Below are 26,730 nucleotides of genomic sequence, written 5' to 3' on the forward strand. Positions count from 1 at the left end.
CTTTAATATATTGCTTATACATTATTGAAATTACAAAATGGGCTTTAGCCCATTTTTTTTTGGAGCTAACAAAAATATGTTAAATAAAAGAGCAGATAAACTTGAATTATTAAGAATAGCTGAAGCTGTAGCATTGGAGAAATCTATCGACAAAGAACTAATTATTAGCTCAATGGAAACGGGTATAGCTAAAGCTGCTAGATCAAAATTTGGTCAAGATAATGAAATTAGAGTTCTAATTAACAGGGAAAATGGAGATATTGAATTATTCAGAAGATTAGTTATTTCTGATAATCCAGAAAATACAAATACTGAAATCAAACTTGAGGATGCAATATCACTCAATGAAACTAATAAAGATAAAAAAGTAGGTGACGAAGTTCTACAACCACTTCCATCATTCGATTTTGGAAGAATAGCTGCGCAAACCGCAAAACAAGTAATTAGCACCAATGTAAGAGAAGCTGAAAGAGAAAGACAATATAATGATTTTATAGATAAAAAAGAAACAATTTTAAGTGGGATTGTTAAAAGATTAGAATTTGGAAATATAATCGTAGATCTTGGAAGAACTGAAGCAATTATTCAAAAAAATGAAATGATACCTAGAGAAAATATTAAAGCTGGAGATAGAGTTAAAGCATATTGCTATGAAGTAAAAAGAGAACCAAGAGGTCAACAAATCTTTTTATCAAGAGCACACCCAAAATTTATGGAGAAACTGTTTGTTCAAGAAGTTCCAGAAATTTATGATGGTTTAATTGAAATTAAATCTTCCTCAAGAGATCCAGGGAGTAGAGCTAAAATTTGTGTCAAAGCAGTTGACACTTCTCTAGATCCTGTTGGAGCTTGTGTTGGTATGAGAGGATCAAGAGTTCAAGCTGTAGTAAATGAACTCCAAGGAGAAAAAATTGATATTGTGAACTGGTCTGAAGATCCAGCAATATTAGTCTCAAATGCATTATCGCCTGCAGAAGTACAGAGAGTAAATGTAGACCTAGAGAGAAAAAAATTAGATGTAATTTTAACTGAAGAAAATTTAAGTAAAGCTATTGGTAGAAGAGGTCAAAATGTTAGATTGGCTACTAAACTTTTGAATTATGAAATCAATATTATGACCGACCAAGAGGACTCCGAAAGAAGACAACAAGAATTTAAAGAAAAAACAGAAAATTTTGTTAAAAATCTTGAATTAGATGAAACATTGGGTCAGTTATTAGTAGCTGAAGGATTTTCCACAATCGATGATATTAAAGATAGTAATGCTGAAAATTTGATGAAAATTGAAGGTATAGAGGAAGATACAGCGAAAGCATTAATTGAAAGGGCAAAAGAATTTCATGAAAAAGATCAAGAAGACATCTCGCAGAGAATTAAAGATCTTGGACTTGAAGAGGCTTTGATTAATCTTAAAGGATTGACCCCAGGAATGTTAGTTACTTTAGGTGAGCAAAAAATTTTAACTTTGGAAGATTTTGCGGATTTAGCATCTGATGAACTCACCGGAGGATATGATGTAATTAAAAACGAAAGAGTAAAAATACAAGGTTATTTAGAAGATTTTGCTTTGTCAAAAGAAGAGGCAGACGAATTGATTATGTCAGCAAGAAATATTGTTTATAAAGATTGAGTGATGAGATATGGAAAACAAAAAAACAAAATTAACAATTTCTGGCACAGCCAAAAAATCAATCAAAAATATTGATATAGCTAAAACTCAAGGAAAAAAAACAGTAGTAATAGAAAAATCAAAAGGGAATATTTTAAAAAAAGGAAGTTCTTTTAGAGCTTCAGGGACTGGTATAAGACCAAAACCAAAAACATCATTTGGTAGAGGATCCCCTTTAAAATCATCATTAGGAGGAAAAACATTTCCAATTGCCAATGATTTTGAAAAAAGGAAACTTGCTGAACAAAGAGCTACAAAAAGGCTTAAAGGAGAAAACGAAGGTAAAAAGCTTAAGTTGGGCACAAAAAAAAGAGAAGCAAAATTAACAGTTTCCAGAGCATTAAGTGATGAGATTGAAGCGAAGGAAAGAAGTTTAGCTTCTGTTAGAAGGGCAAGAGAAAAAGAGCAAAAAAATTTAAATAAAGACGAAAATAAAGAAAATTTAAAACCTGTTAAAAGAGATGTTAATATTCCTGAAGCTATTACAGTTAGAGAACTTGCAAATAGAATGGCTGAACAGTCGAGCAACGTAATAAAATATCTTTTTGGAATGGGTGTGACTGTAACAATTAATCAAACTTTAGCCGCGGATACTGCAGAATTCCTAGTCAAAGAATTTGGTCATAATCCTATACGCGGAGAAAAAGCAGAAGAAATAATTCAAAAAATCAAAGCTACAAGAGTTGAAAATTTAAAGAATAGACCTCCTATAGTAACTGTAATGGGACATGTAGATCATGGAAAAACTTCAGTACTAGATGTTTTGAGAAGTGCCAATGTTGTTTCAGGTGAGTTTGGTGGGATCACACAACATATTGGTGCTTATCAAATAGAAAATAAATCAAATAAGTTAACTTTTATCGATACTCCAGGTCACGCTGCTTTTACAGAGATGAGGGCTAGAGGATCAAAATTGACTGATGTTGTAGTTTTAGTTGTGGCAGCTGATGATGGTGTAAAACCACAAACAGTAGAGTCAATAAAACACGCAAAAGCCGCAAATGTTCCAATAGTTGTAGCGATCAATAAATGTGATTTACCAGAAGCAGATCCACAAAAAATAAAAAATCAACTACTTGAATATGAATTAATTGCTGAGGATTTATCAGGTGATACATTAATGGTAGAGATCTCTGCTAAAACAAAATTGAATTTAGACAAACTAGTTGATGCAATAATACTTCAAGCTGAAATTTTAGATTTAAAAACTGATTTTGAGTCAAAAGCCACAGGAGTTGTCTTAGAGTCTAAAATAGATGTTGGTAGAGGACCTGTTGCAACTATAATTGTAACAACTGGTACTCTAAAGAAAGGTGATTTTTTTGTAAGTGGTTTAAAATGGGGAAAGGTAAGAGCAATTATTAATGATAAAGGAAAAAATATTAATGAAGCTTTACCTTCAACACCTGTAGAAATATTAGGCATTAATGGAGCGTCAAAAGCTGGAGATGACTTTATTGTTCTAGATAACGAGAAAGAGGCAAAAACATTAAGTGAAAATAGAGCAGATGAGGCAAAAGATGGAAAAAATCCACTATCTTTTGCAACCCAAGATTCAGCATTTTCTGATAAATCTGCTGAAGAACTGAATTTAATAATAAAATCAGATGTTCATGGTTCGTCAGAAGCTATTAAAAATGCAATAACCCAAATAAAACATGAAGAGGTAAAACCAAAAATTATTTTAGCAGATATCGGTATGGTTACTGAGACTGATGTAACTTTAGCTAAGGCTTCAAAAGCTGTTTTAATAGCTTTTAATGTTAAGCCTAGCAAAGAAGCAAAAAAATTAGCTGAAAATGAAAACATAAAAATTTCTTCATATAACATTATTTATGAGGTTCTAGATTTTATTAAACAAAGAATGTCTGGCCTTTTAACTCCTGATGTTCAAGAAACAATTTCAGGCACTGCTCAAATTTTGGAAATCTTCAAAGTCTCAGGGGCTGGAAAAGTTGCAGGATGTAAGATTACCGATGGCGAAATAAATAATACTTCAAATGTAAGGCTAATTAGAGATGGTACAATTATTTTTACTGGAAAAGTAAGCACTATATTTAGGGAGAAAAATCAAGTGAAACAGGTTAGCAATGGCCAGGAATGCGGAATTACGATAAAAGATTATATGGATTTTCAAAAAAACGATACTATAGAGGCATTTAACGTGATCTCAAAAGAGAGGACAATATAATGGCTGACAGAATAGGAAAATCAGTTTCACAGAGACAATTGAGAGTTGGTGAAATGATTAAACAATCTTTGAGTATGATTTTTATAAAAAATGAAGCAAAAGTTCCAAATTTAGAAACAAATATCATTACGGTGACAGAAGTAAAGATGAGTCAAGATTTGAAAATAGCGAAAGCATATGTAATGCCACTTGGTGGAAAAGATGCAGATGAAGTGATTGATAAACTTAAGGAGTATTCTTTTTTAATAAGAAAGATTTTGTCAAAAAAAGTATTTATGAAGTTTTTACCAAAATTGCTATTTCGAAAAGATGAGTCTTTTGAGTATGCAGAAAAAATAGAAAATTTAATTAAACAAACAAATAAATAAGGAAAAGAAGATGAATAATAACGTTAAAGAATTGGCAATGCATGATAAAGATACAGGATCCTCAGAAATCCAGATTGCATTACTAACAGAGAAGATAGATGTTCTCTCGAAACATATAAAACAATTCAAAAAAGACAAACATTCTTCAGTTGGATTGCTGAGAGCAGTAAATAAGAGAAAGAAATTATTAGAATACTTAAAAAAAAATAAAAAGGATTCTTATAAAAATGTACTGTCAAAATTGAATTTAAGAAAGTAAAAATCAAGATAGATAGAACGAAATGGAACGAAACGAAATGGAAATGAAATGTTTAAAGTATATAAGAAGGAAATTGAAGTAGCAGGAAAGAAAATAAGTTTAGAAACAGGTAAAGTAGCAAGACAGGCAGACGGTGCAATAATCGCAACATGTGGAGAAACGGTCGTTTTAGCAACAGTAGTGGGAGCAAAAAAAGTAAATCCTGACGTAGATTATTTTCCATTATCTGTAAATTACCAAGAAAAATATTACGCAGCAGGAAAAATTCCAGGTGGATATTTTAAAAGAGAAGCGAGGCCAACAGAAAGTGAAACACTAATTTCTAGATTAATTGATAGACCAATACGACCCTTGTTTCCTGATGAATTTAAAAATGAGGTTCAATTGTTACCAACTGTAATTTCTTACGATAAAGAAAATGAAGCAGATATTTTATCAATTACAGCTTCATCAGCAGCATTGGCTATATCAGGAATGCCATTTAAGGGCCCTGTTGGAGCTTCTAGAGTTGGATATATTAATGGACAATATGTTTTAAATCCCTCTAAAGTAGAATTAGAAAAATCAAAACTAGATTTAGTTGTAGCAGGCACAAAAGATGCTGTGCTTATGGTTGAGTCTGAAGCAAGTGGTTTAACAGAGGAAGAAATGTTAAATGCAGTTAAATTTGGTCATGAAGGTTTTGTTCCTGTGATTAAAATGATTGAAGGACTCGCAAAAGAATGTAGAAAACCTGAATGGATTGTTGAAAAGAAAGATCTATCTAAAGTTAAGAAAAAACTTGAAAGTGTTTTTACAGAGGATCTTGAAAAAGCTTTTGCAACAAGAGACAAACAAGATAGGTCAAATCAAATTTCTGAAATAACTGATAAAGCTAAAAAACTTTACGAGGAAGATGAAAATTATACAGATCTAGATGTAAATTCTGAGCTTAAAAAGATAGAAAAATCAATTGTAAGAACAGATATTCTTAAAAATAAAAAAAGAATTGATGGCAGGGGTTTATCTGATGTGAGACCTATTTCCTGTGAAGTTGGTATTTTACCAAGAACTCACGGTTCTGCTCTATTTACTAGAGGAGAAACACAAGCAATTGTAACAGCTACTTTGGGTACTACCGATGATGAACAAAGAATTGAAAGTCTTGAAGGATTACAAAGAGAAAGATTTATGCTTCACTATAATTTTCCACCATTCTCAGTTGGTGAAACGGGAAGAATTGGAACTGGTAGAAGAGAAATAGGACACGGTAAATTAGCATGGAGAGCTATTCATTCTTCATTACCATCAAAAGAAGGATTTCCTTACACTTTCAGGGTAGTTTCAGAGATTACAGAATCTAATGGTTCATCTTCTATGGCTACTGTTTGTGGAACATCATTAGCATTAATGGACGCAGGAGTACCTATTAAAGAACCTGTTGCAGGTATAGCGATGGGACTAATTAAAGAAGGTGATGAATTTAGTGTGTTATCAGATATTTTAGGGGATGAAGATCATTTAGGTGACATGGACTTTAAAGTTGCTGGAACTAAAGATGGAATTACTTCACTTCAAATGGATATCAAAATTACTGGTATTACTTTTGAGATTATGGAACAGGCATTAAGTCAAGCAAAAGACGGAAGAGTTCACATTTTGGGTGAGATGAATAAAGCATTGTCTGCTTCAAGATCTGATGTAGGAAAACATACTCCAAAAATGGAACAGGTTAATGTTGATAAAAAAGATATCGCTGCTGTGATTGGAAAAGGTGGTGCAACAATTAGAGAAATTGTTGAAAAATCAGGTGCGAAAGTAGATGTGAATGACGAAGGAGTTGTAACAGTCGCAGCGCCAGATGAGGAGTCTAGAAATACAGCTATGCAAATGATTAAAGACATTACCGCAAAAGCTGAATTAAATAAAATTTACTCAGGAAAAGTAATGAAGATTATGGAATTTGGTGCGTTTGTAAACTTTTTGGGAAAACAGGATGGTCTTGTTCATATTTCAGAATTAGCTGAAAAAAGAGTCGCTAAGGTTACAGATGTTGTCAAAGAAGGTGATGAAGTAAAAGTTAAAGTAATCGGTTTCGATAGAGGTAAGGTTAAACTTTCAATGAAACAAGCTTTAAAATAAGGAAATTATTTTTTAAATATAAGTAACTTACTGTTATTCCAAAAACCTGAGTAATTATATTTGTGTTTACATATGCAGAAAAAAATTTCTGAAAAATCGTTTTTTATATGTTTTAATCGTTCATAGTACAATTTTTCACTATAATTTTTTTTATTCATAAATATATCCTCAATAACTAAAATTCCATTTTTTTTTAAAAATTTATTTGTTGCTTCAATTATATTGATTTGATGTTCAAATAAATGAGAGGTGTCATCAATTATTATGTCGTAAAAAATGTTATTTTTTTCAAATAATTTTTTTATATTCATCTTATTTTCAACATCTAATTGAAAATAATTCACATCACTTAGTTTTATATTTTTCGATTTTTCTAGGGTATTTTCATCATTATCAAATACATCTATATTTGCTTTTTTAAAATATTCTCTAAACATTCTTAAAGAAGATGAGTATGCAACGCCCAGTTCGGCTATATTAATTTTTTGATCTTTTAAATGATTAAATAGAATATTATATATAGGTGTATATGAATGTTGATGTTTAGTTTTTTTGTTAAAGACTGACTTGTCAGTTCCATATTTTTCTCCTAGTAAACACATTTCCGAAAGATAATTACTAGAATCAATTATAATAGAACTGAATTGATCTACATTTTTTTCAAATTTATACCTATTTTTTTCATTTTTTTTATCTAAAATTTGTTCGATTGATTTTTTTAATGATCTATAGATAACTCTTGAAATTTTTTTCATGAATTAGCTAATATTTTTAGGATCCGGCATTCCAACTTTATTATATCCTGCGTCAACATAATGAATTTCTCCTGTAACCCCATTAGCTAGTTTGCTAAGGAGATATAATGCTGAGTTACCAACGTCATGAATATCAACGTTTCTCTTTAGAAAAGAATGGTCTTCATTCCATTTATATAAAAATTTTGCATCTCCTATTGCAGAGGCAGCTAGTGTTTTAATGGGTCCAGCACTGATCGCATTTACTCTTATGCCTTTTGAACCTAGGTCTCTTGCTAGATATTTAACACTTGATTCTAAAGCTGATTTACAAACGCCCATAACATTATAATTAGGAATAGCTTTAGTAGACTCATAAGTTAATGTTAGTAAACTTCCACCTTCTGACATTATTTTGGATGCTTCTTTCGCAACCTCAGTAAATGAAAAACATGATATTAACATACTTTTTAAAAAATTTTCTCTGGTGGTATTTAAATATTCACCGGACAATTCTGTTTTATCTGAAAAAGCAACTGCATGCACAACAAAATCAATTTTTCCCCACTGTGATTTGATATCTTCAAATAATTTTTGTACTTCTTGTTTTTTTTCAACATCACAACTAAATATTATTTTTGAATTTAGTTTTTCAGCTAATGGGACTACTCTTTTTTTTAAAGCATCACCCAAATATGTAAAGGCAAGTTCAGCTCCTTCTTCTGCTAACTTTTGTGAAATACCCCAAGCGATAGATCTTTCATTAGCAACACCCATGATCAATCCTTTTTTACCTTTCATTAAACTCATAACTATATTTTCTCAAAAATTAAAGCAGCATTAGTTCCACCGAAACCAAAACTATTTGACATTATCGCATTTAAAGATTTTCCTGTTTCAGTTTTAGAAACTATTGGGAATTTTTTAGCATCTTCATCCATTTCATTAATATTTGCTGAACCTGTGATGAAATTATTTTTCATCATAATTAAACTATAGATAGCCTCGTGAACAGATGCTGCCCCCAACGGATGACCAGATAAAGATTTTGTTGAACTAATTTTTGGAATATTATTTTCAAAAGTTTTTTCGATAGCATTTAATTCTGTTATATCTCCAACAGGTGTAGAAGTTCCATGAGTATTAATATAATCAATTTTATTTTTTGCAGTTGATAAAGCCATTTTCATACATCTTATAGCTCCTTCACCTGATGGTGCTACCATGTCATAACCATCAGAGGTAGCTCCATACCCTGTTAATTCTGCATATATCTTTGCACCTCTAGCTTTTGCATGTTCATATTCCTCAAGGACTAATACCCCTGCACCTCCAGCAATCACAAAACCATCTCTAGTCTTATCATATGCTCTGGAAGCTTTTTCTGGAGTATCATTATATTTGGATGAAAGCGCGGTCATAGCATCAAACATAGCTGTCATTGCCCAATGAATTTCTTCACTGCCTCCTGCAAAAACAATGTCTTGTTTTCCCATTTGAATTAGTTCCATAGAGTTTCCAATGCAGTGTCCACTAGTAGCACAAGCTGAACTCATAGTGTAATTAGTTCCTTTAATTTTAAATGGTACAGCGAGTGTTGCAGATGCAGTACTAGCCATTGTTCTAGGAACTATAAATGGTCCCATCAATTTAGGTGTTTTTGCTCTAGTTTTATCAGCAGCCAAAATTACGTTTTCAATTGATGGACCGCCAGACCCCATTACAATTCCAGTTTTATAATTGCTTACTTCATTATCCTGTAAACCAGAGTCTTGGATAGCTTCCTTCATGGCTATATAGTTGTAGGCCGAGCCAGAACCCATAAATCTTATAGTTTTTCTGTCGATATGATCCTCTAGTTTTATTTTCGGTTTTCCATGAATATGGCTTTTTAAATTATGTTCTTTATATTCTTCAGCAAAAGAAATCCCTGATTTTGAATTCAATAAGGACTGATGAACTTCATCTTGATTATTTCCTAAACAAGATACAATGCCTAGACCTGTAACGACTACTCTTCTCATTATTTAAATAACCCTACTTTTAAACTGTCTGCTGAATAAATCTTTCTATTGTCTGCTAATACTTCTCCGTTAGCAAGTCCAACAGTTGTTCCTCCAGGTGACATAATTTTTTTCATATCAATTTTATACGTTACAAGTTTAATATTTTGTAAAACTTCTCCAGTAAATTTTACAGTCCCAACTCCCAAAGCTCTTCCTTTCCCCGGGTTTCCAATCCAACCCAAATAAAAACCTACCAATTGCCACATCGCATCAAGTCCTAGGCAACCAGGCATTACAGGGTCATTTTTAAAGTGGCAATCAAAAAACCAAAGATCTTTTTTTATGTCTAGTTCAGCCTTTAACGACCCTTTTTTAAAAGCACCATTACTATCATTAATTTCAGTAATTCTGTCAAACATGAGCATTGGAGGAAGTGGTAATTTTGCATTACCTGGACCAAAAAGCCCCCCATTTCCACAATTTATGAGCTCATCATATGAATAGGAGTTTTTTTTCATAAAATTTGAACACCTTTAATACTTGATTTTGTTCAATTATAATATACATATAGTTTAGAATTATTATAACTTATAATGTTAAAAAATAGCCAATTTATTGATAAATTAAGACAATCTGGATTAAGACCCACAAAGCAAAGACTAAAAATTTGTGAGGTATTATTTAATAGGGAAAAAACTTTTCATTTTACAATTAATGATCTTGCAAAGAGTATTTTAGAAAAACTTAATGAAAAAATTTCTTTAGCAACAGTCTACAATACTGTGCATGCTTTTAAGAAAAAGGGATACTTAAAGGAAATTTCAATAAACAGTGATAAAAGTTACTTTGATACCAATATCACTAATCATCACCACTTTTTTGATGAAGACACAAATCAGCTAATTGATTGTGATAATGATAATATTGAAAATATTAACATTAAAAACAATATAACTGGAAAAAAAGTAAAATCAGTCGAAGTTTTGATAAAAGTTGCGAGTGATAATCAAAATCAAAATTAATTCAATAATTTCAATAATTTAAAAACTATATTATAATTATTCTAAACTATTGACATAAAGTTTAGAATGATTATATCTTAACTCATAATTAAGGAGATTAAAATGTCATTAAAAGGAACTAAAACAGAAGAAAACCTAAAAGCTGCTTTTGCAGGCGAAAGTCAAGCCAATAGAAGATATCTATATTTTGCACAAAAGGCTGATATTGAGGGTTACAATGATGTAGCAACAGTTTTTAGATCAACTGCTGAAGGTGAAACAGGTCATGCACATGGTCATCTAGAATATTTAGAGCAAGTAGGAGATCCAGCTACAGGTAAACCTATAGGTGAAACTAAAGCAAATTTAGAATCAGCAGTAGCCGGTGAAACTCACGAGTACACTGATATGTACCCAGGTATGGCAAAAACTGCTAGAGAAGAAGGATTTGAAGAAATTGCTGATTGGTTTGAAACATTAGCAAAAGCTGAAAAATCTCACGCTGGTAAATTCCAAAAAACTTTAGAATCTATTAGCTAATATATCTAATTAGTGGGCGTTTATCGCCCACTAAAAAACTTTTTTTAAATTTACTAAAACAAATGATAGAGCAAGTTGTACTAACAATTAAGGATTGGTGTAATAAACTTGTAATTATGGTTTCAATTGTTTTAGTTTTATAAATGAATTTAGTGATATGAGTAAAGAAGGAAGTACAGAAGCCCCTATAAGACATCCAATAGATTTTGAAAGTCCAGATTTTTTGAATCCAGAAAAATTAGACGCTGAAATGAGAAGAGTGTTTGATATCTGCCATGGTTGCAGAAGATGCTTTAATCTTTGTGACTCGTTTCCAAAACTCTTTGACATGATTGATGAGTCAAAAAACGAGGATGTAGAAAGCTTATCGAGCAATCAATTTGCTCCAGTTGTGGACGCATGTACATTATGTGATATGTGTTTTATGACCAAATGTCCCTACGTACCTCCACATGATTTTGATCTAGATTTCCCTCACTTAATGCTAAGATATAGAGTGGCACAAAAGAAAAAAGGCACTTTACCTGCTGTTCCTAGACAATTAGCCGAAATAGATAGAAATTCTAAAATTGGTGTAATGTTTTCAGGTTTGATTAATTGGCTGTCTAATATCAAAAATAAATTTTTCAGAAAAGTATTAGAAATAGTTGCAGGTATAGATATTAGAGTTCAACTTCCAAAATATAATTCAGAAACTTTTTCTAATTTTTTTAAAAAAAATATTGATAAAATAAATTTCGAAAATAAGAAAAGTGACAGAAAAGTTGTGATTTATTCAACTTGTTTTGTAAATTTTAATAAAAAAAATACAGGCGTTGCAGCCTTAAAAGTATTGAACAAAAATGGAGTTGAGGTTCAAGAGGCATATCCTGGATGTTGTGGAATGCCGTTTTTGGAACAAGCAGACTTGCCAAAAGTAGTTGAACAAGCCAAAAAAGTTTCAAAAGATTTAATAGAATGGATAGATAAAGGTTATAAAGTGGTCACTTTAACAGCCAGTTGTGGTTTAATGTTAAAATTTGAATGGCCGCTTTTATTACCGAATGATGAAAACATTAAGAAATTATCTACTAATGTAATGGATATTGATGAGTATGTTGTTGATATTGCTAACAACGAAGGCATTGCCGAGGGATTAGAAGAGATTGATGGCGGCGTTACGGTTCATCATGCATGCCACGCTCGAGCACAAAATATGGGAATTAAAGCTAGAGATATGCTTAAATTAATTCCTAATATAAAAATTGATGTAATTGAAAGATGTGCTGGCCATGGTGGTACATTTGGTGTAATGAAAGATACACATGATTTAGCAATTAAAGTTGGAAGACCTACAGCAAGACAAATTAAAACAAAAAATAATAAATACTTTGCATCAGATTGTCCGTTAGCAGGCAAACATTTAAAACAATTAGAAGCAGACACAAATATTTCAAATGATGAGGCACTACATCCTATCGAATTAATGGCAAAAAGTTATAATTTATAATCATGTCAAAAGAAAAAAAAAAAATAGAAAAGCAAGACATAATGCCCTTACATGTCTATACCAAACAAAGAAAAGAATTAAGAAAAAGCATTGTTGAATTTAAAAAAAATAGAAGAATTCCGTTAGGACCATACGCAACATTTTATTTTGAGAGCTATGAAACAATGTTGGCTCAAGTACAAGAAATGCTTTACATTGAAAAGGGAGGTGACGAACAATTAAAAGATGAGTTGTCTGCATATAATCCTTTAGTACCAAATGGAAAAGAATTAACAGCAACTTTAATGTTTGAAATTGATAACCCAGTTTCCAGAGCAGCCTTTTTAGGAAAAGTAGGTGGAATAGAAGAAAAAGTGTACATGAAAATTGACGGGGATCTTATAAAAGCAGTTCCAGAAGAAGATGTTGACAGAACTTCAGCTGAAGGAAAGGCTTCATCAGTTCAATTTATACATTTTAAATTTAATGACGAACAAATACAAAAATTTAAATCTAATGCATCATCTATTGAAATTGGAATTGATCATAAAGAATACTCACATTTAACAAAATTAAATGATGCTACAATAAAATCGTTGTCAGCAGATTTCATTTAATAGTACCCCAAAGATTATCTTTATTTATCCAACCATTCAAATCCTCAGTCCTCACTTTACACCATTTTAATTCACATTTTTGAACAATAAGTAACCTACCCTCTTTTATTTTAGCAATAGGTTTTGAAAAAAATGTAGGTTTTTTAAACATTATCTTATCTTTCATAGCTATTACCGAGTTTATTTTTTTAAGTTGAGAAACATGTATCCAGCCACTATTTTTTTTATGATCAATTATTCTTCTAAAATTTTCCTTTTTATCGATTTGTTTGATTGGAAGGTTTTTTTTTTCATAAATATACTTTACTGGGAAATCAAAACTTGGACCATATCTAACATTAACTTTATTCTTTTTTAACGAAAGAAAGATTTCTTGAGAAAAAACATTCAGAGGGAAAAAAGTCCAAATTATTATCAAAATTAAAAATTTTTTCATATCTAGCTTATTTTTATTGTTTCTTAAATTTTACTTTTCTAAAATTAAGATTTAAAAGATCTATAATTAATATTTGATTTTTCAAGTTTTGACCAATTTCCATAAGCATTTTTAGAGCCTCATTTGCTTGGGTAGCACCTACAATTGTTGCAGTTGTTCCAAGAACACCTTCAAATTCACAATTTAAAATATCATCAGAAATTTCATTTTCTTGGTAAAAATTTTTTAAAGAGGCTGTATTTTTATCTTTGAAGTCAAATGTGAATATATGACCATCAAATTTACTTATCGCACCAGTAACTAATTTCTTTTTCCATTTTATACAACAATCATTTATTAAAAACTTTGTTTTAAAATTATCAGAACCATCGATTATAAGATCATAATCTTTAATTATTTTTTCAACATTTTTTTCATTCAGTCTTGATTTATAAGTTTTAATCTTTGTAAGTGGATTTATCTTTTTTAGTTTTTTTGCAGCCACACTAACTTTTGTTTTTTTAATGTCTTCGGAATTAAATAAGCTTTGTCTGTGAATATTTGAAAGGTTCACAATATCGTTATCTACAAGACCAATAGTACCAATACCAGCCCTAACTAAATTTTCTGCAGCAGGACATCCTAAACCACCAATACCAATAACTAAAATCTTCGAAGATAAAATTTTTTTTTGACCTTTTGCGCCTATTTTTTTTAAAACTAATTGTCTTGAAAATCTTTCGATTTGAGATTTATTTAAAACATTTTTCATTTACCAGTTGAACCAAATCCACCCTCTCCTCGAATTGATTTTGGTAAATCACTAGTTTCTTCCAATTCCATCTTTACAATAGGTAATAATACCATTTGTGCTATTCTATCACCATTGTTTATTAGAAAATGATCATTTCCATGATTATAAATTATTACTTTAATTTCTCCTCTATAGTCACTGTCTATAGTACCCGGTGTATTTAATACACTTATGTTATTTTTTGCTGCGAGACCGGACCGGGGTCTTATTTGCACCTCATAATCTTCAGAAAAAGCTATCGAAAGGCCTGTTGGTATTAAACAAGAGGATTTAGGTTCTATTTTGATAGTAGATTTTAAACAAGCCATCAAATCCATTCCTGATGCGCCTGATGTTTTGTATGTTGGTAATTGAACCTCTGGAGATAATTTTTTAACTAATACCTTAACCATTAATTTAATTGATTATTAACTCTTTCAACTATCTCTTCTGAAATCAAGGATTTACTTTTCAATAATAATTTTTCTTTTTTATTATTTCTGTAAAAAATAGTTACTTCATTATTGTCTGAGTCAAAACCTATATTCTTATTAGAAACATCATTAGCAATTATCATATCACAGTTTTTATCCTTCAATTTTTTAATTGCATTTTCTTCTAAATTATTAGTTTCCGCCGCAAAACCAATAACTAATTTTGGTCTCATTGAATTATGATTAGAAACATAATTTAAAATATCAACATTTTTTTCTAATTGAATATTAAATTTGTCCCTTTTTTTTATTTTTACATCATATTTTTCTGAAACTTTAAAATCAGATATTGCAGCCGAAAAAATAGCTACATCTACTGGTAAATTTTTTTGTATTTCTTTAAACATTTGTTCTGCTGTTTCAACCTTTACTAATTTAATCTCATCATTGATTTTAAGATTGGTTGGTCCTGATATTAAAGTAGTTTGAAAACCATTTCTTGAAAGTGACTTTGCTATCTCATATCCTTGTTTTCCACTAGATTTATTTGTAATATATCTAACTGGGTCAATATATTCATTAGTTGGTCCTGCAGTTATTAAAGCTTTTAGTTTATTATTTCTATTTAAACTAAATAAAAAATCATTAATTCTTTTGACAACATCTATTGGTTCAGACATTTTTCCTTCACCATATTCTCCACAAGCCATTTCTCCAATTTCAGGACCAATAATTTTATATGAAAATTCTTTTAAAATTTTTAGATTTTCTTTTGTAGATGGATGTTCCCACATTCTTACATTCATTGCTGGAACTAAAAAAATAGGTTTATTCGAGGCTAAAATAACTGTTGAAGCTAAATCTTCAGATGAACCCTTTGCAAGTTTTGAAATTGTATTAGCAGTTGTAGGTTCAACCAAAATTAAATCTGCCCATCTTGATAAAGTTATATGATCCATTTCACTTTCATTTTCTAAATTGAAAAGATCTTCATAAACTTTACCCTGAGATAAAGATGTAATAGATAATGGTGTTACAAATTCTTTTGCACTTTTCGTTAATATTGTTTTTATGATACTACCATTTTTTTTTAAGATTCTAATAGTTTCAAGACTTTTGTAGGCAGCTATTCCTCCACAAATAACTAGTAATATTTTTTTATCTTTCAAGTTTTTCATTGTTTAAATTAAAATACTAATAGACCTATAATTACAAGAACTAATATCCCAATCACAGACTGATTTCTAAATGCAATCATTTCAGATTTCTTATTATTTAAAGCCATATAAGAATTTGAGTTTTGAGGTATTTGTCCATTTGCTAAATAAGTCAAAGCTTGATTTGCTTTATCCATTATTTCAGGAAATTCAGGTAAACGTTTTATTACTTCTGAAGTATTATTAATAGTTTCATTAATAGTATTTAGAGGGTCTTTGGTTTCTTTTAACCAATTTTCCAAAATTGGTTTTGATGTAACCCAAATATTTGTTTCAGGATTAAGTTTTCTTGCAACACCCTCAACTACTACCATTGTTTTTTGTAACATTAATAATTGAGGCTGTGTTTGCATATTAAATTTTTCAGTAACATCAAATAATTGTTTAAGAAGTTTACCTCCAGATATATCTTTTACTGCTTGACCAAAAATTGGTTCACCAATGGACCTTAATGCTTGAGCCAAATCCTCTATAGGCACTTCTTTTGGTACAAGGCCAGCAATTAAATGAATTTCAGCAACTTTTCTATAATCCCTTTGAATAAACCCAAATAAAATTTCTGCTAAAAATCTTTTACTCATTTTATCTAATCGTCCCATGATACCAAAATCAATAGGAACAATCTGACCATTTGTATCTATAAAAATATTTCCTTGGTGCATATCTGCATGGAAAAAACCATCTCTAACTGCATGCCTTAAAAAATTTTGAATTATGTCTTCTGCTAATTTGTTAGTATCAATGTTTCTTCTTTTAAGTTCTTCAGTTTCCCTTATTGATACACCATCTATCCAGTCTAATGTCATCACTGTTTCACTTGTAAAGTTCCAATAAATTTGTGGAACTTTAAATCCGATATCATTTTTTGTATTTTCAGAGTACTCATTAGCAGCTGCTGCTTCAAATCTTAAATCCATTTCCAAATTAGTTATTTCTTTTAACAAGAAAACAACTTCTACAAGTTTTAATCTTTTTGTTTTCTTTATTGTTGACTCAATTAAAAAGGCAAATAACATCATTGCATCTATTTCTTCATTAAATATTTTTTTTATATTTGGTCTTAAAATTTTAATTGCAACGTCCTTGATAATTCCATTATCATCTATTTGAGCTTTATGAACTTGTGCTATAGATGCTGCTGCAACAGGCTCACTTAAATTAATAATGGAATTAAAATTTTCTTCTCCTAAATCTTTTTTGATTATTTCTTTCGCTTGATTAGTTGAAAATGGAGGCAATTTATCTTGTAAATTTTCTAATTTTTTTGAAAGTTCATTACCTATTATGTCGGGTCTAGTGGCAAGAAACTGCCCTAGTTTTATAAAAGTTGTGCCCATAGACTCTAAAGAACTAGATAGCCTTTCGCCTTCATCTTGCTCTGAATTTATTTTTTTATTTTCTGAAAAAGAAAAAGCGAGAATTTTAAATATAATTTTGATTATAAATGGTGGTTCATGAAATTTTGATGTAATTTGAAGAATATCTGATTTTGCTACTTTTCTCCCTAATTTGAATAATGTGATAATTTTTTTTATCATTAAAATTTCCAACCACTATGAATTGATACTATGCCACCAGATAAATTACGAAAAAAACATTTTTTAAAATTTTTATATTCCATCAAGGATATCAATTCTTCTTGATTAACAAAATTTTCAATGCTTTTTATTAAATATTCATAAGGTTCTTTTTCACCAACTATTATATTTCCAATTAAGGGAATAAATTTTGAATAATATTTATAAATAAAATCCAAAGTTGTATTGGGTATTTTTGAAAATTCTAAACATAAAAATCTTCCACCAGGTTTTAAAACTCTGTGGGCTTCAGACAATGCTTTTTTTAAATTTTTCGTATTTCTTAAACCGAAACTAATAGTGTAATAATCAAAAGAGTTATCTGTAAAAGGTAATTTTTCTGCTGAAGCTATAACCCAGTTTATATTTTTATAATTCTTTAGCTTTTTTTTCCCCTCAGCAATCATGCCTTTATTTGGATCTACGCATGTTATTGATAAATCTTTGTTGGTATTATCTAAATATATCTTTCCGATATCTCCAGTTCCACATCCAACATCAATTAATCTCCCTTTAATTGAGGGGTTCATCATATTGATTAAATTTTTTTTCCAAGTTTTATGAACTCCTAAAGACATTAAATTATTCATAAGATCATATTTATCATATACGCGATCAAATACATTTTGAACTAGCCCCTTTTTGTTTTGAAGATATTGTTGCATAATAAATTTTATACAAACAATATAATATTAAATGCCAGAATTACCAGAAGTAGAAATAATTAGACAATCCCTGGATAAAAAAATTCGACGAAAAAAGGTCAAAAAAGTAATTGTAAGAAATAGAGATTTAAGAATGATCCTTCCAAATGATTTTAAAAAACAACTGGAAAATAAAAAAATAAGGAGAGTTACAAGATTTTCAAAATATTTAATCATGAATTTTAATGATAATGAGTTTTGTTTAATTCACTTGGGTATGTCAGGAACCATTCATTTAGTAAAAAATGGTTCTAAAAATTGTTTTACAAATTTAAGTTTCTATAGTTCACCTTTATTACCCAAAAAACATAATCATATAGAAATCATATTTGATAGATTCAAAATTATTTATAATGATCCAAGAAGATTTGGTTTTTTTCAGATAATCAAGGACTATGATGACTTAAAAAAAAGATTTTCTCATTTAGGACCTGAACCATTTGATAAAAAATTTAATTTGAAATTTTTTAGAAAATTTATAAAAAATAAAGATAAAAAAATTAAAGATCTTATAATTGATCAAAATTTTGTTTCAGGTATTGGAAATATTTATGCGAATGAAATATTGTTTCTAACTAAAATTAATCCCTTTAAAAAAGCAAAATTATTAAAAAAAGAAGATTGCAATCGTATTATACTTAAATCTAGGATCGTACTTCAAAAAGCAATAAAAAAAGGAGGTTCTAGCATAAAAGATTTTATGAACACGGAGGGTAAAAAAGGAGGGTTCCAAGATAGTTTTAATGTTTATCAAAGAAATGGTCTCAAGTGCAAAAGAAAAGGTTGTAAAGGTATTATTCTAAAAAAAACAATTTCAAATAGATCGACTTTCTTTTGTAATAATTGTCAAAATTAAACATTTTTTGATTGACCGATATAATTTCTCAAGTTATACCCCTGCGCACATGGCAAACACCAAATCAGCTATTAAAAGAATAAGAAGAATTTCTAAGCAAACTGTTGTTAACAAAGCTAGGAAAAGCAGATATCGAAATGCACTAAAAAAAATGAACCTTCTGGTTGAAGGTAAAAAGAAAAATGAAGCTTTGAAGTTCTTGCCTAAATTGAATTCTGAGTTGATGAAAGTTGCTAAAACTGGAATTATAAAAAAACAAAACGCTTCGAGAAACGTTTCAAGAATTACAAAAAAAATAGCATCTTTATAAATTCTTATACTCCTAGTTGATTCAACTAAGGGCATACGCATTATATATGTTCAACAGGTATTTATTCACAATATTTAGATTTAAAAAATTAATATCTTTTAATTTATTCTAATTTCATTTTTTTAAATTTAGATACACAAAAAAAAAAATTGTCAAAGTTTTTTTATATTTATTTATTTTTGCACAATCCTAGATTTCATTTTTTTTTCTCAATTTAAAATTATTTGTTGCAAATAAATTCATAAGGTTCTAACTGAATATCTTCTCTATAATTTTATGAACAACAGTAATTTTAACAATGATCTAAATACTTTAAAAATTGAAAAATTTAGTTGGACTACAGTCCGATCGGAAATGAAAAATAAATTAGGCTTAGAAGTATATGAAAGTTGGTTGAAAAAAATAAATTTTGTTGAAGAATTCAATAATTATATTCTTTTAACGGTTCCAACTAGATTCATAAGAGACTGGATTACATCAAGATATCTAGATCAAATTTTACAAATAATTAAAAATTATAAAAAAGACATAATCAGAATTGAATTTAAAATAGCTGATCAAAAACAAGTAAGAAAAGAGATAGAAAACGGATCAATTAAAAATAACGAAAATATTTCTTTTATAAAAGACTCTTTTTTTCAGTACAATCGAATTGATCCCAATAAAAGATTTGATAATTTTTTAACTGGATCTAGTAACAAGCTTGCTTATGAAGCTTCTGTTAAAGTATCTGAAAATATCTCTCATTATAACCCATTGTATATATATGGAGGAGTTGGAATGGGTAAAACACATCTGTTAAACGCAATTGGTTTGAAGTTAAAAGAAAATAACAAAACAATGTTTATCTCTGCAGAACGATTTATGTATCAATTCGTTAAATCAATTAAATCAAATGATATGGTAAAATTTAAAGAGTATTTTAGAAACACAGATGTTTTGATAATAGATGATATTCAATTTATGAATGGAAAAGAAGCTATGCAAGAAGAATTTTTTCATACATTTAATGCTCTTTTAGATAAAGGTTCACAAATCATAGTTTCAGCAGATAGGGCTCCAAATAAATTGTCTAGAATACAAGAAAGGATAAAATCCAGATTTTCAGGAGGTTTAGTAGTTGATATTCAAAAACCTGATTATGATTTAAGAAAAAAAATTGTTGAACAAAAGATCGAGGAATTAAATAAAATTTATTCTGATCAAATTAAGATATCTAGAGAAATTCAAGAATATATAAGCACAGAAATCACAGCCAGCATTAGAGAATTAGTGGGAGCAATAAATAGGATAGTTTCATTTTCCAGAATATATAACAAAATACCAAATCTCTCTGAAACAAAAGTAGTTTTAAAAGATTTATTAAATTTATCGGAAAATAAAGTTACAATAGATTTAATACAAACTTTAGTTTGTAAATTTTTTAAAATAAGTAAAAATGAGATGTTGTCATCAAGAAGATCGAGATACTTAGTTCGACCAAGACAAACAGCTATATATTTGACTAAAATTTTAACTGCAAAATCTCTTCCAGAAATTGGTCGTGAATTTTCTAATAGAGATCACACCACAATCATTCATTCTGTTAAAACTATTGAAAAACTAAAAGAAAATAATCCTGAAATGGTTGAGAATATAAATAAGTTAAAAAACCAGATATTATATAGTAACAAAGATAATGAAATTTAACGTTAATCAGCAAGATTTACAACAAGCTCTTAGTTATTGCCAAGGAGTAATAGAAAAAAGAAGCACTCTTCCAATATTATCAAACGTTTTATTAGATGTTAATAATTCCCAATTAATTTTAACAGCCACAGATCTTGATTTGATATTTGTTCATCAAATTAAAGATATCGAAGTTATTGAAGAAGGCAAAACTACAACTGTTTCATCCACTATTTACGACATAGTGAGAAAATTTCCTTCAGGAAAAAAAATAAACTTATCATTATCGGATAAAAACAAACTTCAAATAGAGTCAGATAAATCTAATTTTAATCTCAATTGCATAAGTCCTTCAGAATTTCCGTTAACTGATGAAAATTTCAATGATAACGAATTTTCAATAGATTCTAAGAATTTGTTAAAGCTTTTAAATAAATGTAAATTTTCGATTTCTAATGATGAGACTAGACATTATTTAAGTGGAATTTATTTACACCAAACTGAAGTTGAAGATAAAAATTACTTAACTGCTGTAGCAACAGACAGTCATAGAATGTCAATTTCTAAAATACGACTTGATCAAAAAATTAGTTTTGATCCAATAATACTACCAAAAAAAACAATTTTTCAACTAGTTTCACTTTTAGATAATTATGATGGGCAGGTAAAAATATCTAATATTAAATCTAAAATAAAATTTGAATTAAATAATAGCTTTTTAATTTCTAAACTTATTGATGGGAAATTTCCAAATTATATCCAAGTTATTCCAAAAAATAATCAAAAAAAACTTGAGGTTGATCTTAAATCATTTTTAGGCTCGGTTGATCGTGTTGCATCTGTATCATTAGACAAAAAAGATGGTGTAAAATTTAATTTAACAAAAGATGCTTTGAATTTATCTGTAAATAATACAAATAGTGGAGATGGTAATGAAACTTTAGGTGTTAAATTTGATCATAATTTAGAAATAAGTTTTAATTCTAGATATTTAATTGATGTAGCTTCACAGTTAAATGGTGAAAAAGTAGAAATATTTTTTAATGATACTGGATCCCCTGCATTAATTAAAGATCCTAGTGATTTTGATAGCATTTATGTTGTTATGCCCATGAAAGGTTAATTCATTTTATCTAGTTCTGTATAAATCCTATTTTGTAAATCATTAACAAATTTATCTTTTTCTATTCCATAATCGATTAAAGGCAATATAGAAATTGTAATTTGTTTATTTGAGGTTTTAAAACCCTTCTTTGGCCATACATAACCAGAATTTATAGCTATAGGTTGACAAGATATTTTAAGTTCTTCATATAATCTTGAGACGCCTTTTTTAAATGGAGGTCTCTCATCTGGTCTAACCCTAGTGGCCTGTGGAAAAATTATTAAAGGTCTTTCAGATTTGTTAATTTGTTTTTTAATATCATCAAAGAAATTTAAATTGTCTTTTGTGATTTTATTCCTATCAATTGAAATAGATCCAATTTTTTTTAAATACCATCCAAAAATCGGAATAAGAGTCAATTCTTTCTTTAAGATAAAAACTGGTGAATTAAAAATGGTTTGAAGATAAAAAGTTTCAAACATTGATTGATGAGAAGCTGCTATAAAAAATTTTTTATTTAGGATTATATTTTCTTGACCTAAAATTTTAATTCTTACAGACAGTATGTAGCGGAGACATAAGCCTGTCCAATGACCCATTAATTTGCCACCTGCTAAGACAGCACCTTGTGGTAAAATTAATGCGGGTAAAAATATTAAAGATATAAAAACTATACCTGAAAAAAAGATAACAGAAAATAATAGATTTCTTAACATTTTTGTTAAATGTTACATTAATTCAGATATTTTTTGTCTTTTTTTAATTATCTGAATCTTTGATCCTTTGATTAATATTTCTATTGGTTTAGGTCTTAAATTATAATTTGAAGCCAATGAAGTTCCGTATGCTCCAACATCACAAATAACTAAAAAATCCTTTTCATTTAATTTTTGATATTTTTTCACTGTTGTAAAAGTGTCAGTACTTTCACATATAGGGCCTACAAATTCATAAATCTTATTTGTAATTTTCTTTGTTTTTTTAGTAGGTATAATTCTATGATAAGCTCCATATAAAGCTGGTCTTATTAAATCATTCATTGCCGCATCTAATATAATAAAATCTTTTTTGGTTCCTTCTTTGATATAAATTATTTTTGTGATTAGAATTGCTGAATTACCTACAATTGATCTTCCAGGTTCAAAAATAATTTTACAATCATTTTTTTTCAAAAACTCCTCAATTTTTTTGGAATATTTTTTTAAATCTAATTTGTTATTATTATTATCATAATTTATACCCATACCACCCCCAAGATCAACATATTCAAATTTATGGTCTGATCTCTTTACTACTTTTTCGACTACTCTAAGCATATCTTGATATGGCTTATGACTAAGAATTTGACTACCGATATGTACACTTAAACATTTTAAATTGAGATATTTTGATCTTTTTGAGTAATTAACTAATTGCAAAAATACCTTTTGATCTATTCCAAATTTATTTTCTTTCTTGCCGGTCGAAATCTGACTTAAAGTTTTTGCGTCTGTATTTGGATTTAGTCTAATACCTATATTTACAATTTTATTTTTTAATTTTGCTATTCTTTCAATTTCTAAAATTTCACTTTTAGACTCCGCATTTATTAAAAGAATATTTTTAGTTATAGCATATTCAATTTCAGCAGATGTTTTACCAACTCCTGAAAAGACAATTTTTTTAGGTTTAATACCAGCTTTGATAGCTCTAATTAGTTCACCAATGGAAACAACATCCGCTCCTAAATTATTGTTCTTTATTTCTTTTAGAATACTTAAATTTGCATTTGCTTTTACTGCATAGCAAATTAAAGGATTTATTTTTTTAAAATTTGTCTTTAATTTTTGAATATTATCTTTAATTTTCTTTAAAGAATAACAATAAAGCGGTGTTTTATATTTCTTTCCTAAATAAACAACATCAAAACCATCTAAAATTAATTTATTTTTTTTATAAATCATGAAAACAAACTTATTTTAGCTTTACTTAATTCAGAATTTAGATTTTTTTCATTAAAAACAGGATCTCCTTTTTTACCACAAGAAGAAAGTAAAATTATAATAAATACAGATATCAAAATTTTTTTTATCATTTATCTTTTTTATATTTCATTATCATTCTTTTAATGTTTTCAAAAGATGTTCCTCCATAAGATTTTTTAGAGTTTATTGAATTTTTCAAATCAAAAACTTTCAAAACATCATTAGTTACTTTTGGTATGATTTTTCTTATTTCTTCAATTTTAAGTTCTCTTAGCTTCATTTTTTTCTTTTCAGCTAAATTTACAAGCTCTGCTGTTTTTTGATAAGCCTTTCTAAATGACATAGAATGATTTTTTACTAAATAATCAGCAAAATCTGTTGCTGTGGTAAAGCCAGTATCAGCTAATTCATACATTTTTTTTTTATTTGGTGAAATATTTTTTAAGATTTCATCAAATATTCTTAAACAATTAATTAATGTATCATGAGATTTAAAAACTATTTCTTTATCATCTTGCATATCTTTAAAATATGATAATGGGAGCCCTTTCAATATTGTTAACATTGCGAATAAATTACCAAACATTGATCCAGTTTTTCCACGCAAATATTCTAATATATCTGGGTTCTTTTTTTGAGGCATTATTGATGAACCAGTGACAACTTTGTCTGAAAGTTGAATCAGATTAAATCCATCTGAATTCCAAATTATTAGTTCCTCTGCAATTCTTGAAATATGTATTGAACAAACCGAAACACTATATAGAAAATCTAAAACAAAATCTCTATCTGAGACTGTATCTACAGAATTATTAGTAGGACTATTAAAATTTAGTTTTTTTGTTGTAAAATTTCTATCAATATTGAAAGATGTGCCTGCGAGAGCAGCTACACCAAGTGGATTTTCGTTTAAACTTTTTAAATTATTTATAAATCTTCTTTTGTCTCTGTTAAACATTTCAATGTAAGCCATAAAGTAATGAGCCAATGAAATTGGCTGAGCATTTTTTAAATGAGTGAAACCTGGCATAATAGTTTCAATATTTTTTTCGGCAACTTTAAGAGTTGATTTTATAACTTTGTCTAAATTAGTATTTATCTCATTAGTTGCTGATTTAATCCAAATCTTAAAATCTGTTATCACCTGATCATTTCTTGATCTGGCAGTGTGTATATATCCAGCTTCTTCACCAATGATTTTGAATAGTTCTTTCTCAATATTCATATGAATATCTTCATATTTATTATTAAATTCAAATTTATTTTTTGATATTTCTCTTTGGATTTTTTGAAGCCCATAAATTATTTTATTCTTTATTTTAAAAGAGATTATTTTTTGTTTGAATAGCATTTCCACATGCACAATCGAACTTTTAATGTCTTCTTTGTATAATCTTTTATCAATATTGATAGAGCTTCCAATTTTTTGAAAGAGAGCTGATCCTTTATTTTGGATTCTGCTGCTCCATATTGCTTGGTTGTTTTTATTTTTAGCCATGATAATTACTTATATATATTTAATATGAGATTTTTAATAATATTTATATTCCTAATATCCAAGACGTTTGCAAATGAGGTGCCAAATATTAAAAATTTGGTAGTAAATAAAGAATTAAAAACGTACAATAATATTGTTTTTTTGGATTCTAATGAAAAAATTATAAATCTAAAAGATTATAAAGACAAACTAGTATTACTTAATTTTTGGGCTACTTGGTGTAAACCTTGTAAGGAAGAAATGCCATCTCTCGATGCTTTAAAAATTAATCCAAAATTAGACAATATAATGATATTTCCGATAAACGTAGGTAAAGATAATTTGAGAAAATCAAAGAAATTTTTTAAAGATCTTGAGATTAAAAATCTGAATATTTATTTTGATAATCCTGTGACATTGGCTAAAGATTTAACTTTAAGGGGTATACCAACAACTATATTATTTGATAAAAAAGGTAAAGAATTTGCTAGGATAATTGGCTCTATTGATTTTAGTGATCAAGAATTTATTAATTGGATCTCAAATTACAATTAGTTTTTAAAGAAATAAGCGAAAACTACCAGTAAAATAATTGCAATAAATTGCAAAAGAACTCTCAACTGCATTAACTTGTTTGAATATTTTTTACTTGTACTTCCTCCTTTAAATAAGGTCCCTATACCAAGAATTAGTACAATCCCTACTGCAATTAATAGAACTATAGATAAAATTTTAACAATTATTCCAGTAAACATTTTAATATTGTAGAGTGTTTTTAAAAATAAAAAACAAAATTTGTTAATTATGACATTTTGTCTTGAAAGCACAATTATAAAACCTGAAAAAAATAAGGATATTCACAATATAATTATATTACTTCATGGATATGGAGGAGACGGTAAAGATATTAGTATGCTGACATTAAATTGGAAAAGACATATGCCTAATACGATCTTTATTTGTCCAAACGGTCATGAACCTTGTTCAATTAATCCTACGGGCTTTCAATGGTTTGATCTTACTAAAGATGATCCTAATTATATTTTGAAAGAAGTTTATAAAGCTGAAAAAATACTAAATAAATTCATAGAGGAAATAAAAAATAAATACAAACTTGATAATAATCGGATTATTTTGTCTGGTTTCAGCCAAGGCTGCATGATGTCAATTAATGTTGGATAAGAATATAATCCAATGCTTGCTTTTTCTTTGTCTTTACCTGCCTTTTCTTTAAAT

30 protein-coding genes are annotated in these 26,730 nt (G+C 28.7%); 15 read left to right on the top strand and 15 right to left on the bottom strand.

Annotation, left to right across the window (positions count from 1 at the left end; all coding sequences use genetic code 11):
- Positions 1-37: 37 nt before the first annotated feature.
- Genes nusA through pnp form a run of 5 tightly spaced genes read left to right on the top strand, consistent with a single transcriptional unit; the run spans position 38 to position 6,608 of the window.
- Entirely contained in the window at positions 38-1,630 is a 1,593-nt protein-coding gene (gene nusA, locus AMN70_RS01455) for a transcription termination factor NusA (RefSeq protein ID WP_082255051.1), read from the top strand.
- Between the two features lie 10 nt (positions 1,631-1,640).
- Positions 1,641-3,860 (top strand): translation initiation factor IF-2, encoded by a 2,220-nt coding sequence (gene infB, locus AMN70_RS01460; protein WP_075501242.1) that lies wholly within the window; start codon positions 1,641-1,643, stop codon positions 3,858-3,860.
- On the top strand, positions 3,860-4,228 hold the full coding sequence (gene rbfA / locus AMN70_RS01465) for a 30S ribosome-binding factor RbfA (protein WP_075501243.1): 369 nt from the start codon (positions 3,860-3,862) through the stop codon (positions 4,226-4,228). The genes infB and rbfA overlap by 1 nt, the downstream gene beginning before the upstream one ends.
- 10 nt (positions 4,229-4,238) lie before the next feature.
- A complete protein-coding gene (rpsO, locus tag AMN70_RS01470; protein ID WP_075501244.1) occupies positions 4,239-4,487 on the top strand; it encodes a 30S ribosomal protein S15 in 249 nt (82 codons plus the stop codon).
- Positions 4,488-4,535: 48 nt separating this feature from the next.
- Entirely contained in the window at positions 4,536-6,608 is a 2,073-nt protein-coding gene (gene pnp, locus AMN70_RS01475) for a polyribonucleotide nucleotidyltransferase (protein WP_075501245.1), read from the top strand.
- Between the two features lie 5 nt (positions 6,609-6,613).
- Here the strand turns inward: pnp and AMN70_RS01480 are convergent, their stop codons facing one another.
- Genes AMN70_RS01480 through fabA form a run of 4 tightly spaced genes read right to left on the bottom strand, consistent with a single transcriptional unit; the run spans position 6,614 to position 9,866 of the window.
- Positions 6,614-7,363, bottom strand: a complete 750-nt coding sequence (locus tag AMN70_RS01480; RefSeq protein WP_075501246.1) for a class I SAM-dependent methyltransferase — start codon at positions 7,361-7,363, stop codon at positions 6,614-6,616.
- Between the two features lie 3 nt (positions 7,364-7,366).
- The gene (locus AMN70_RS01485; protein ID WP_075501247.1) at positions 7,367-8,152 is read right to left on the bottom strand and encodes an enoyl-ACP reductase FabI; all 786 of its coding nucleotides are present in this window, start codon (positions 8,150-8,152) and stop codon (positions 7,367-7,369) included.
- Between the two features lie 2 nt (positions 8,153-8,154).
- On the bottom strand, positions 8,155-9,366 hold the full coding sequence (gene fabB / locus AMN70_RS01490; protein ID WP_075501248.1) for a beta-ketoacyl-ACP synthase I: 1,212 nt from the start codon (positions 9,364-9,366) through the stop codon (positions 8,155-8,157).
- Positions 9,366-9,866, bottom strand: a complete 501-nt coding sequence (fabA, locus tag AMN70_RS01495; RefSeq protein WP_075501249.1) for a bifunctional 3-hydroxydecanoyl-ACP dehydratase/trans-2-decenoyl-ACP isomerase — start codon at positions 9,864-9,866, stop codon at positions 9,366-9,368. Before fabA ends, fabB begins: the two co-directional genes overlap by 1 nt.
- A gap of 75 nt (positions 9,867-9,941) precedes the next feature.
- Here fabA and AMN70_RS01500 point away from each other — a divergent pair, with 75 nt between their 5' ends.
- The 4 genes from AMN70_RS01500 (at position 9,942) to AMN70_RS01515 (ending at position 12,974) form a co-directional block, all read left to right on the top strand.
- Positions 9,942-10,370 (top strand): Fur family transcriptional regulator, encoded by a 429-nt coding sequence (locus AMN70_RS01500; RefSeq protein ID WP_075501250.1) that lies wholly within the window; start codon positions 9,942-9,944, stop codon positions 10,368-10,370.
- Between the two features lie 102 nt (positions 10,371-10,472).
- Positions 10,473-10,889, top strand: coding sequence for a rubrerythrin family protein (locus AMN70_RS01505; protein WP_075501251.1), 417 nt, complete (start codon positions 10,473-10,475; stop codon positions 10,887-10,889).
- Positions 10,890-11,046: 157 nt separating this feature from the next.
- The gene (locus AMN70_RS01510; protein ID WP_075501252.1) at positions 11,047-12,378 is read left to right on the top strand and encodes a (Fe-S)-binding protein; all 1,332 of its coding nucleotides are present in this window, start codon (positions 11,047-11,049) and stop codon (positions 12,376-12,378) included.
- A gap of 2 nt (positions 12,379-12,380) precedes the next feature.
- Positions 12,381-12,974, top strand: a complete 594-nt coding sequence (locus tag AMN70_RS01515) for a DUF3501 family protein (RefSeq protein ID WP_075501253.1) — start codon at positions 12,381-12,383, stop codon at positions 12,972-12,974.
- On the opposite strand, the gene AMN70_RS01520 is transcribed toward AMN70_RS01515, so the two are convergent.
- The 6 genes from AMN70_RS01520 to ubiE are packed head-to-tail and all read right to left on the bottom strand — an operon-like array spanning position 12,967 to position 18,075.
- Positions 12,967-13,410 carry an SH3 domain-containing protein gene (locus AMN70_RS01520; RefSeq protein ID WP_075501254.1) on the bottom strand — a complete coding sequence of 148 codons (444 nt, stop codon included), beginning with the start codon at positions 13,408-13,410 and terminating at the stop codon, positions 12,967-12,969. The two genes, AMN70_RS01515 and AMN70_RS01520, sit on opposite strands and share 8 nt — an antisense overlap.
- Before the next feature lie 13 nt (positions 13,411-13,423).
- Positions 13,424-14,161, bottom strand: a complete 738-nt coding sequence (locus AMN70_RS01525; protein ID WP_075501255.1) for a HesA/MoeB/ThiF family protein — start codon at positions 14,159-14,161, stop codon at positions 13,424-13,426.
- Positions 14,158-14,595: a dUTP diphosphatase gene (dut, locus tag AMN70_RS01530; RefSeq protein WP_075501256.1), complete on the bottom strand. Its 438-nt coding sequence runs from the start codon at positions 14,593-14,595 to the stop codon at positions 14,158-14,160. Before dut ends, AMN70_RS01525 begins: the two co-directional genes overlap by 4 nt.
- Positions 14,595-15,794 carry a bifunctional phosphopantothenoylcysteine decarboxylase/phosphopantothenate--cysteine ligase CoaBC gene (gene coaBC / locus AMN70_RS01535; RefSeq protein ID WP_075501257.1) on the bottom strand — a complete coding sequence of 400 codons (1,200 nt, stop codon included), beginning with the start codon at positions 15,792-15,794 and terminating at the stop codon, positions 14,595-14,597. Before coaBC ends, dut begins: the two co-directional genes overlap by 1 nt.
- Before the next feature lie 8 nt (positions 15,795-15,802).
- Positions 15,803-17,371: a 2-polyprenylphenol 6-hydroxylase gene (gene ubiB, locus AMN70_RS01540; protein ID WP_075501272.1), complete on the bottom strand. Its 1,569-nt coding sequence runs from the start codon at positions 17,369-17,371 to the stop codon at positions 15,803-15,805.
- Positions 17,371-18,075 carry a bifunctional demethylmenaquinone methyltransferase/2-methoxy-6-polyprenyl-1,4-benzoquinol methylase UbiE gene (gene ubiE / locus AMN70_RS01545; protein WP_075501258.1) on the bottom strand — a complete coding sequence of 235 codons (705 nt, stop codon included), beginning with the start codon at positions 18,073-18,075 and terminating at the stop codon, positions 17,371-17,373. The genes ubiB and ubiE overlap by 1 nt, the downstream gene beginning before the upstream one ends.
- Positions 18,076-18,106: 31 nt before the next feature.
- Between ubiE and mutM the strand changes: the two genes are divergently transcribed.
- From mutM to dnaN, 4 genes are all read left to right on the top strand, one after another.
- Complete coding sequence (mutM, locus tag AMN70_RS01550; protein ID WP_075501259.1) at positions 18,107-18,970, top strand: bifunctional DNA-formamidopyrimidine glycosylase/DNA-(apurinic or apyrimidinic site) lyase; 864 nt, start codon at positions 18,107-18,109, stop codon at positions 18,968-18,970.
- 49 nt (positions 18,971-19,019) lie between these two features.
- On the top strand, positions 19,020-19,280 hold the full coding sequence (gene rpsT, locus AMN70_RS01555; protein ID WP_075501260.1) for a 30S ribosomal protein S20: 261 nt from the start codon (positions 19,020-19,022) through the stop codon (positions 19,278-19,280).
- Positions 19,281-19,556: 276 nt separating this feature from the next.
- Positions 19,557-20,969 carry a chromosomal replication initiator protein DnaA gene (dnaA, locus tag AMN70_RS01560; protein WP_075501261.1) on the top strand — a complete coding sequence of 471 codons (1,413 nt, stop codon included), beginning with the start codon at positions 19,557-19,559 and terminating at the stop codon, positions 20,967-20,969.
- Positions 20,959-22,071 carry a DNA polymerase III subunit beta gene (gene dnaN / locus AMN70_RS01565; protein ID WP_075501262.1) on the top strand — a complete coding sequence of 371 codons (1,113 nt, stop codon included), beginning with the start codon at positions 20,959-20,961 and terminating at the stop codon, positions 22,069-22,071. Before dnaA ends, dnaN begins: the two co-directional genes overlap by 11 nt.
- Here dnaN and AMN70_RS01570 read toward each other — a convergent pair.
- From AMN70_RS01570 to argH, 4 genes are read right to left on the bottom strand one after another with little or no spacing between them, the layout of a single operon-like run.
- Positions 22,068-22,769, bottom strand: a complete 702-nt coding sequence (locus tag AMN70_RS01570) for a lysophospholipid acyltransferase family protein (protein ID WP_075501263.1) — start codon at positions 22,767-22,769, stop codon at positions 22,068-22,070. The genes dnaN and AMN70_RS01570 overlap by 4 nt on opposite strands.
- A gap of 12 nt (positions 22,770-22,781) precedes the next feature.
- Positions 22,782-23,996 carry a diaminopimelate decarboxylase gene (lysA, locus tag AMN70_RS01575; protein WP_075501264.1) on the bottom strand — a complete coding sequence of 405 codons (1,215 nt, stop codon included), beginning with the start codon at positions 23,994-23,996 and terminating at the stop codon, positions 22,782-22,784.
- Positions 23,993-24,127, bottom strand: coding sequence for a hypothetical protein (locus tag AMN70_RS05730; RefSeq protein WP_256998019.1), 135 nt, complete (start codon positions 24,125-24,127; stop codon positions 23,993-23,995). The genes lysA and AMN70_RS05730 overlap by 4 nt, the downstream gene beginning before the upstream one ends.
- A complete protein-coding gene (gene argH, locus AMN70_RS01580; protein WP_075501265.1) occupies positions 24,124-25,515 on the bottom strand; it encodes an argininosuccinate lyase in 1,392 nt (463 codons plus the stop codon). The genes AMN70_RS05730 and argH overlap by 4 nt, the downstream gene beginning before the upstream one ends.
- A 78-nt stretch (positions 25,516-25,593) precedes the next feature.
- On the opposite strand from argH, the gene AMN70_RS01585 reads away from it, so the two are divergent.
- Positions 25,594-26,049 carry a TlpA family protein disulfide reductase gene (locus AMN70_RS01585; RefSeq protein WP_256998020.1) on the top strand — a complete coding sequence of 152 codons (456 nt, stop codon included), beginning with the start codon at positions 25,594-25,596 and terminating at the stop codon, positions 26,047-26,049.
- Here the strand turns inward: AMN70_RS01585 and AMN70_RS01590 are convergent.
- Positions 26,046-26,249, bottom strand: coding sequence for a twin transmembrane helix small protein (locus AMN70_RS01590; RefSeq protein WP_075501267.1), 204 nt, complete (start codon positions 26,247-26,249; stop codon positions 26,046-26,048). The genes AMN70_RS01585 and AMN70_RS01590 overlap by 4 nt on opposite strands.
- A gap of 49 nt (positions 26,250-26,298) precedes the next feature.
- Between AMN70_RS01590 and AMN70_RS01595 the strand changes: the two genes are divergently transcribed.
- Positions 26,299-26,676, top strand: coding sequence for an alpha/beta hydrolase (locus tag AMN70_RS01595; RefSeq protein ID WP_082255052.1), 378 nt, complete (start codon positions 26,299-26,301; stop codon positions 26,674-26,676).
- Positions 26,677-26,730 lie beyond the last annotated feature (54 nt).

This window comes from Candidatus Pelagibacter communis, assembly GCF_001179925.1.
Classification (GTDB): Bacteria; Pseudomonadota; Alphaproteobacteria; order Pelagibacterales; family Pelagibacteraceae; genus Pelagibacter; species Pelagibacter ubique_E.

Bases quoted from the DNA above. Each gene is read 5' to 3' on its own strand.
- fabB (WP_075501248.1), bottom strand. From the start codon at position 9,366: ATGAGAAGAGTAGTCGTTACAGGTCTAGGCATTGTATCTTGTTTAGGA.
- rpsO (WP_075501244.1), top strand. From the start codon at position 4,239: ATGAATAATAACGTTAAAGAATTGGCAATGCATGATAAAGATACAGGA.
- ubiB (WP_075501272.1), bottom strand. From the start codon at position 17,371: ATGATAAAAAAAATTATCACATTATTCAAATTAGGGAGAAAAGTAGCA.
- AMN70_RS01515 (WP_075501253.1), top strand. From the start codon at position 12,381: ATGTCAAAAGAAAAAAAAAAAATAGAAAAGCAAGACATAATGCCCTTA.
- AMN70_RS01500 (WP_075501250.1), top strand. From the start codon at position 9,942: ATGTTAAAAAATAGCCAATTTATTGATAAATTAAGACAATCTGGATTA.
- AMN70_RS01520 (WP_075501254.1), bottom strand. From the start codon at position 13,410: ATGAAAAAATTTTTAATTTTGATAATAATTTGGACTTTTTTCCCTCTG.
- infB (WP_075501242.1), top strand. From the start codon at position 1,641: ATGGAAAACAAAAAAACAAAATTAACAATTTCTGGCACAGCCAAAAAA.
- AMN70_RS01525 (WP_075501255.1), bottom strand. From the start codon at position 14,161: ATGAAAAATGTTTTAAATAAATCTCAAATCGAAAGATTTTCAAGACAA.
- pnp (WP_075501245.1), top strand. From the start codon at position 4,536: ATGTTTAAAGTATATAAGAAGGAAATTGAAGTAGCAGGAAAGAAAATA.
- AMN70_RS01570 (WP_075501263.1), bottom strand. From the start codon at position 22,769: ATGTTAAGAAATCTATTATTTTCTGTTATCTTTTTTTCAGGTATAGTT.
- AMN70_RS01510 (WP_075501252.1), top strand. From the start codon at position 11,047: ATGAGTAAAGAAGGAAGTACAGAAGCCCCTATAAGACATCCAATAGAT.
- dut (WP_075501256.1), bottom strand. From the start codon at position 14,595: ATGGTTAAGGTATTAGTTAAAAAATTATCTCCAGAGGTTCAATTACCA.
- rbfA (WP_075501243.1), top strand. From the start codon at position 3,860: ATGGCTGACAGAATAGGAAAATCAGTTTCACAGAGACAATTGAGAGTT.
- fabA (WP_075501249.1), bottom strand. From the start codon at position 9,866: ATGAAAAAAAACTCCTATTCATATGATGAGCTCATAAATTGTGGAAAT.
- coaBC (WP_075501257.1), bottom strand. From the start codon at position 15,794: ATGAAAAACTTGAAAGATAAAAAAATATTACTAGTTATTTGTGGAGGA.
- argH (WP_075501265.1), bottom strand. From the start codon at position 25,515: ATGGCTAAAAATAAAAACAACCAAGCAATATGGAGCAGCAGAATCCAA.
- rpsT (WP_075501260.1), top strand. From the start codon at position 19,020: ATGGCAAACACCAAATCAGCTATTAAAAGAATAAGAAGAATTTCTAAG.
- AMN70_RS01485 (WP_075501247.1), bottom strand. From the start codon at position 8,152: ATGAGTTTAATGAAAGGTAAAAAAGGATTGATCATGGGTGTTGCTAAT.
- dnaN (WP_075501262.1), top strand. From the start codon at position 20,959: ATGAAATTTAACGTTAATCAGCAAGATTTACAACAAGCTCTTAGTTAT.
- AMN70_RS01590 (WP_075501267.1), bottom strand. From the start codon at position 26,249: ATGTTTACTGGAATAATTGTTAAAATTTTATCTATAGTTCTATTAATT.
- AMN70_RS01505 (WP_075501251.1), top strand. From the start codon at position 10,473: ATGTCATTAAAAGGAACTAAAACAGAAGAAAACCTAAAAGCTGCTTTT.
- dnaA (WP_075501261.1), top strand. From the start codon at position 19,557: ATGAACAACAGTAATTTTAACAATGATCTAAATACTTTAAAAATTGAA.
- ubiE (WP_075501258.1), bottom strand. From the start codon at position 18,075: ATGCAACAATATCTTCAAAACAAAAAGGGGCTAGTTCAAAATGTATTT.
- AMN70_RS01480 (WP_075501246.1), bottom strand. From the start codon at position 7,363: ATGAAAAAAATTTCAAGAGTTATCTATAGATCATTAAAAAAATCAATC.
- AMN70_RS01595 (WP_082255052.1), top strand. From the start codon at position 26,299: ATGACATTTTGTCTTGAAAGCACAATTATAAAACCTGAAAAAAATAAG.
- mutM (WP_075501259.1), top strand. From the start codon at position 18,107: ATGCCAGAATTACCAGAAGTAGAAATAATTAGACAATCCCTGGATAAA.
- AMN70_RS05730 (WP_256998019.1), bottom strand. From the start codon at position 24,127: ATGATAAAAAAAATTTTGATATCTGTATTTATTATAATTTTACTTTCT.
- nusA (WP_082255051.1), top strand. From the start codon at position 38: ATGGGCTTTAGCCCATTTTTTTTTGGAGCTAACAAAAATATGTTAAAT.
- lysA (WP_075501264.1), bottom strand. From the start codon at position 23,996: ATGATTTATAAAAAAAATAAATTAATTTTAGATGGTTTTGATGTTGTT.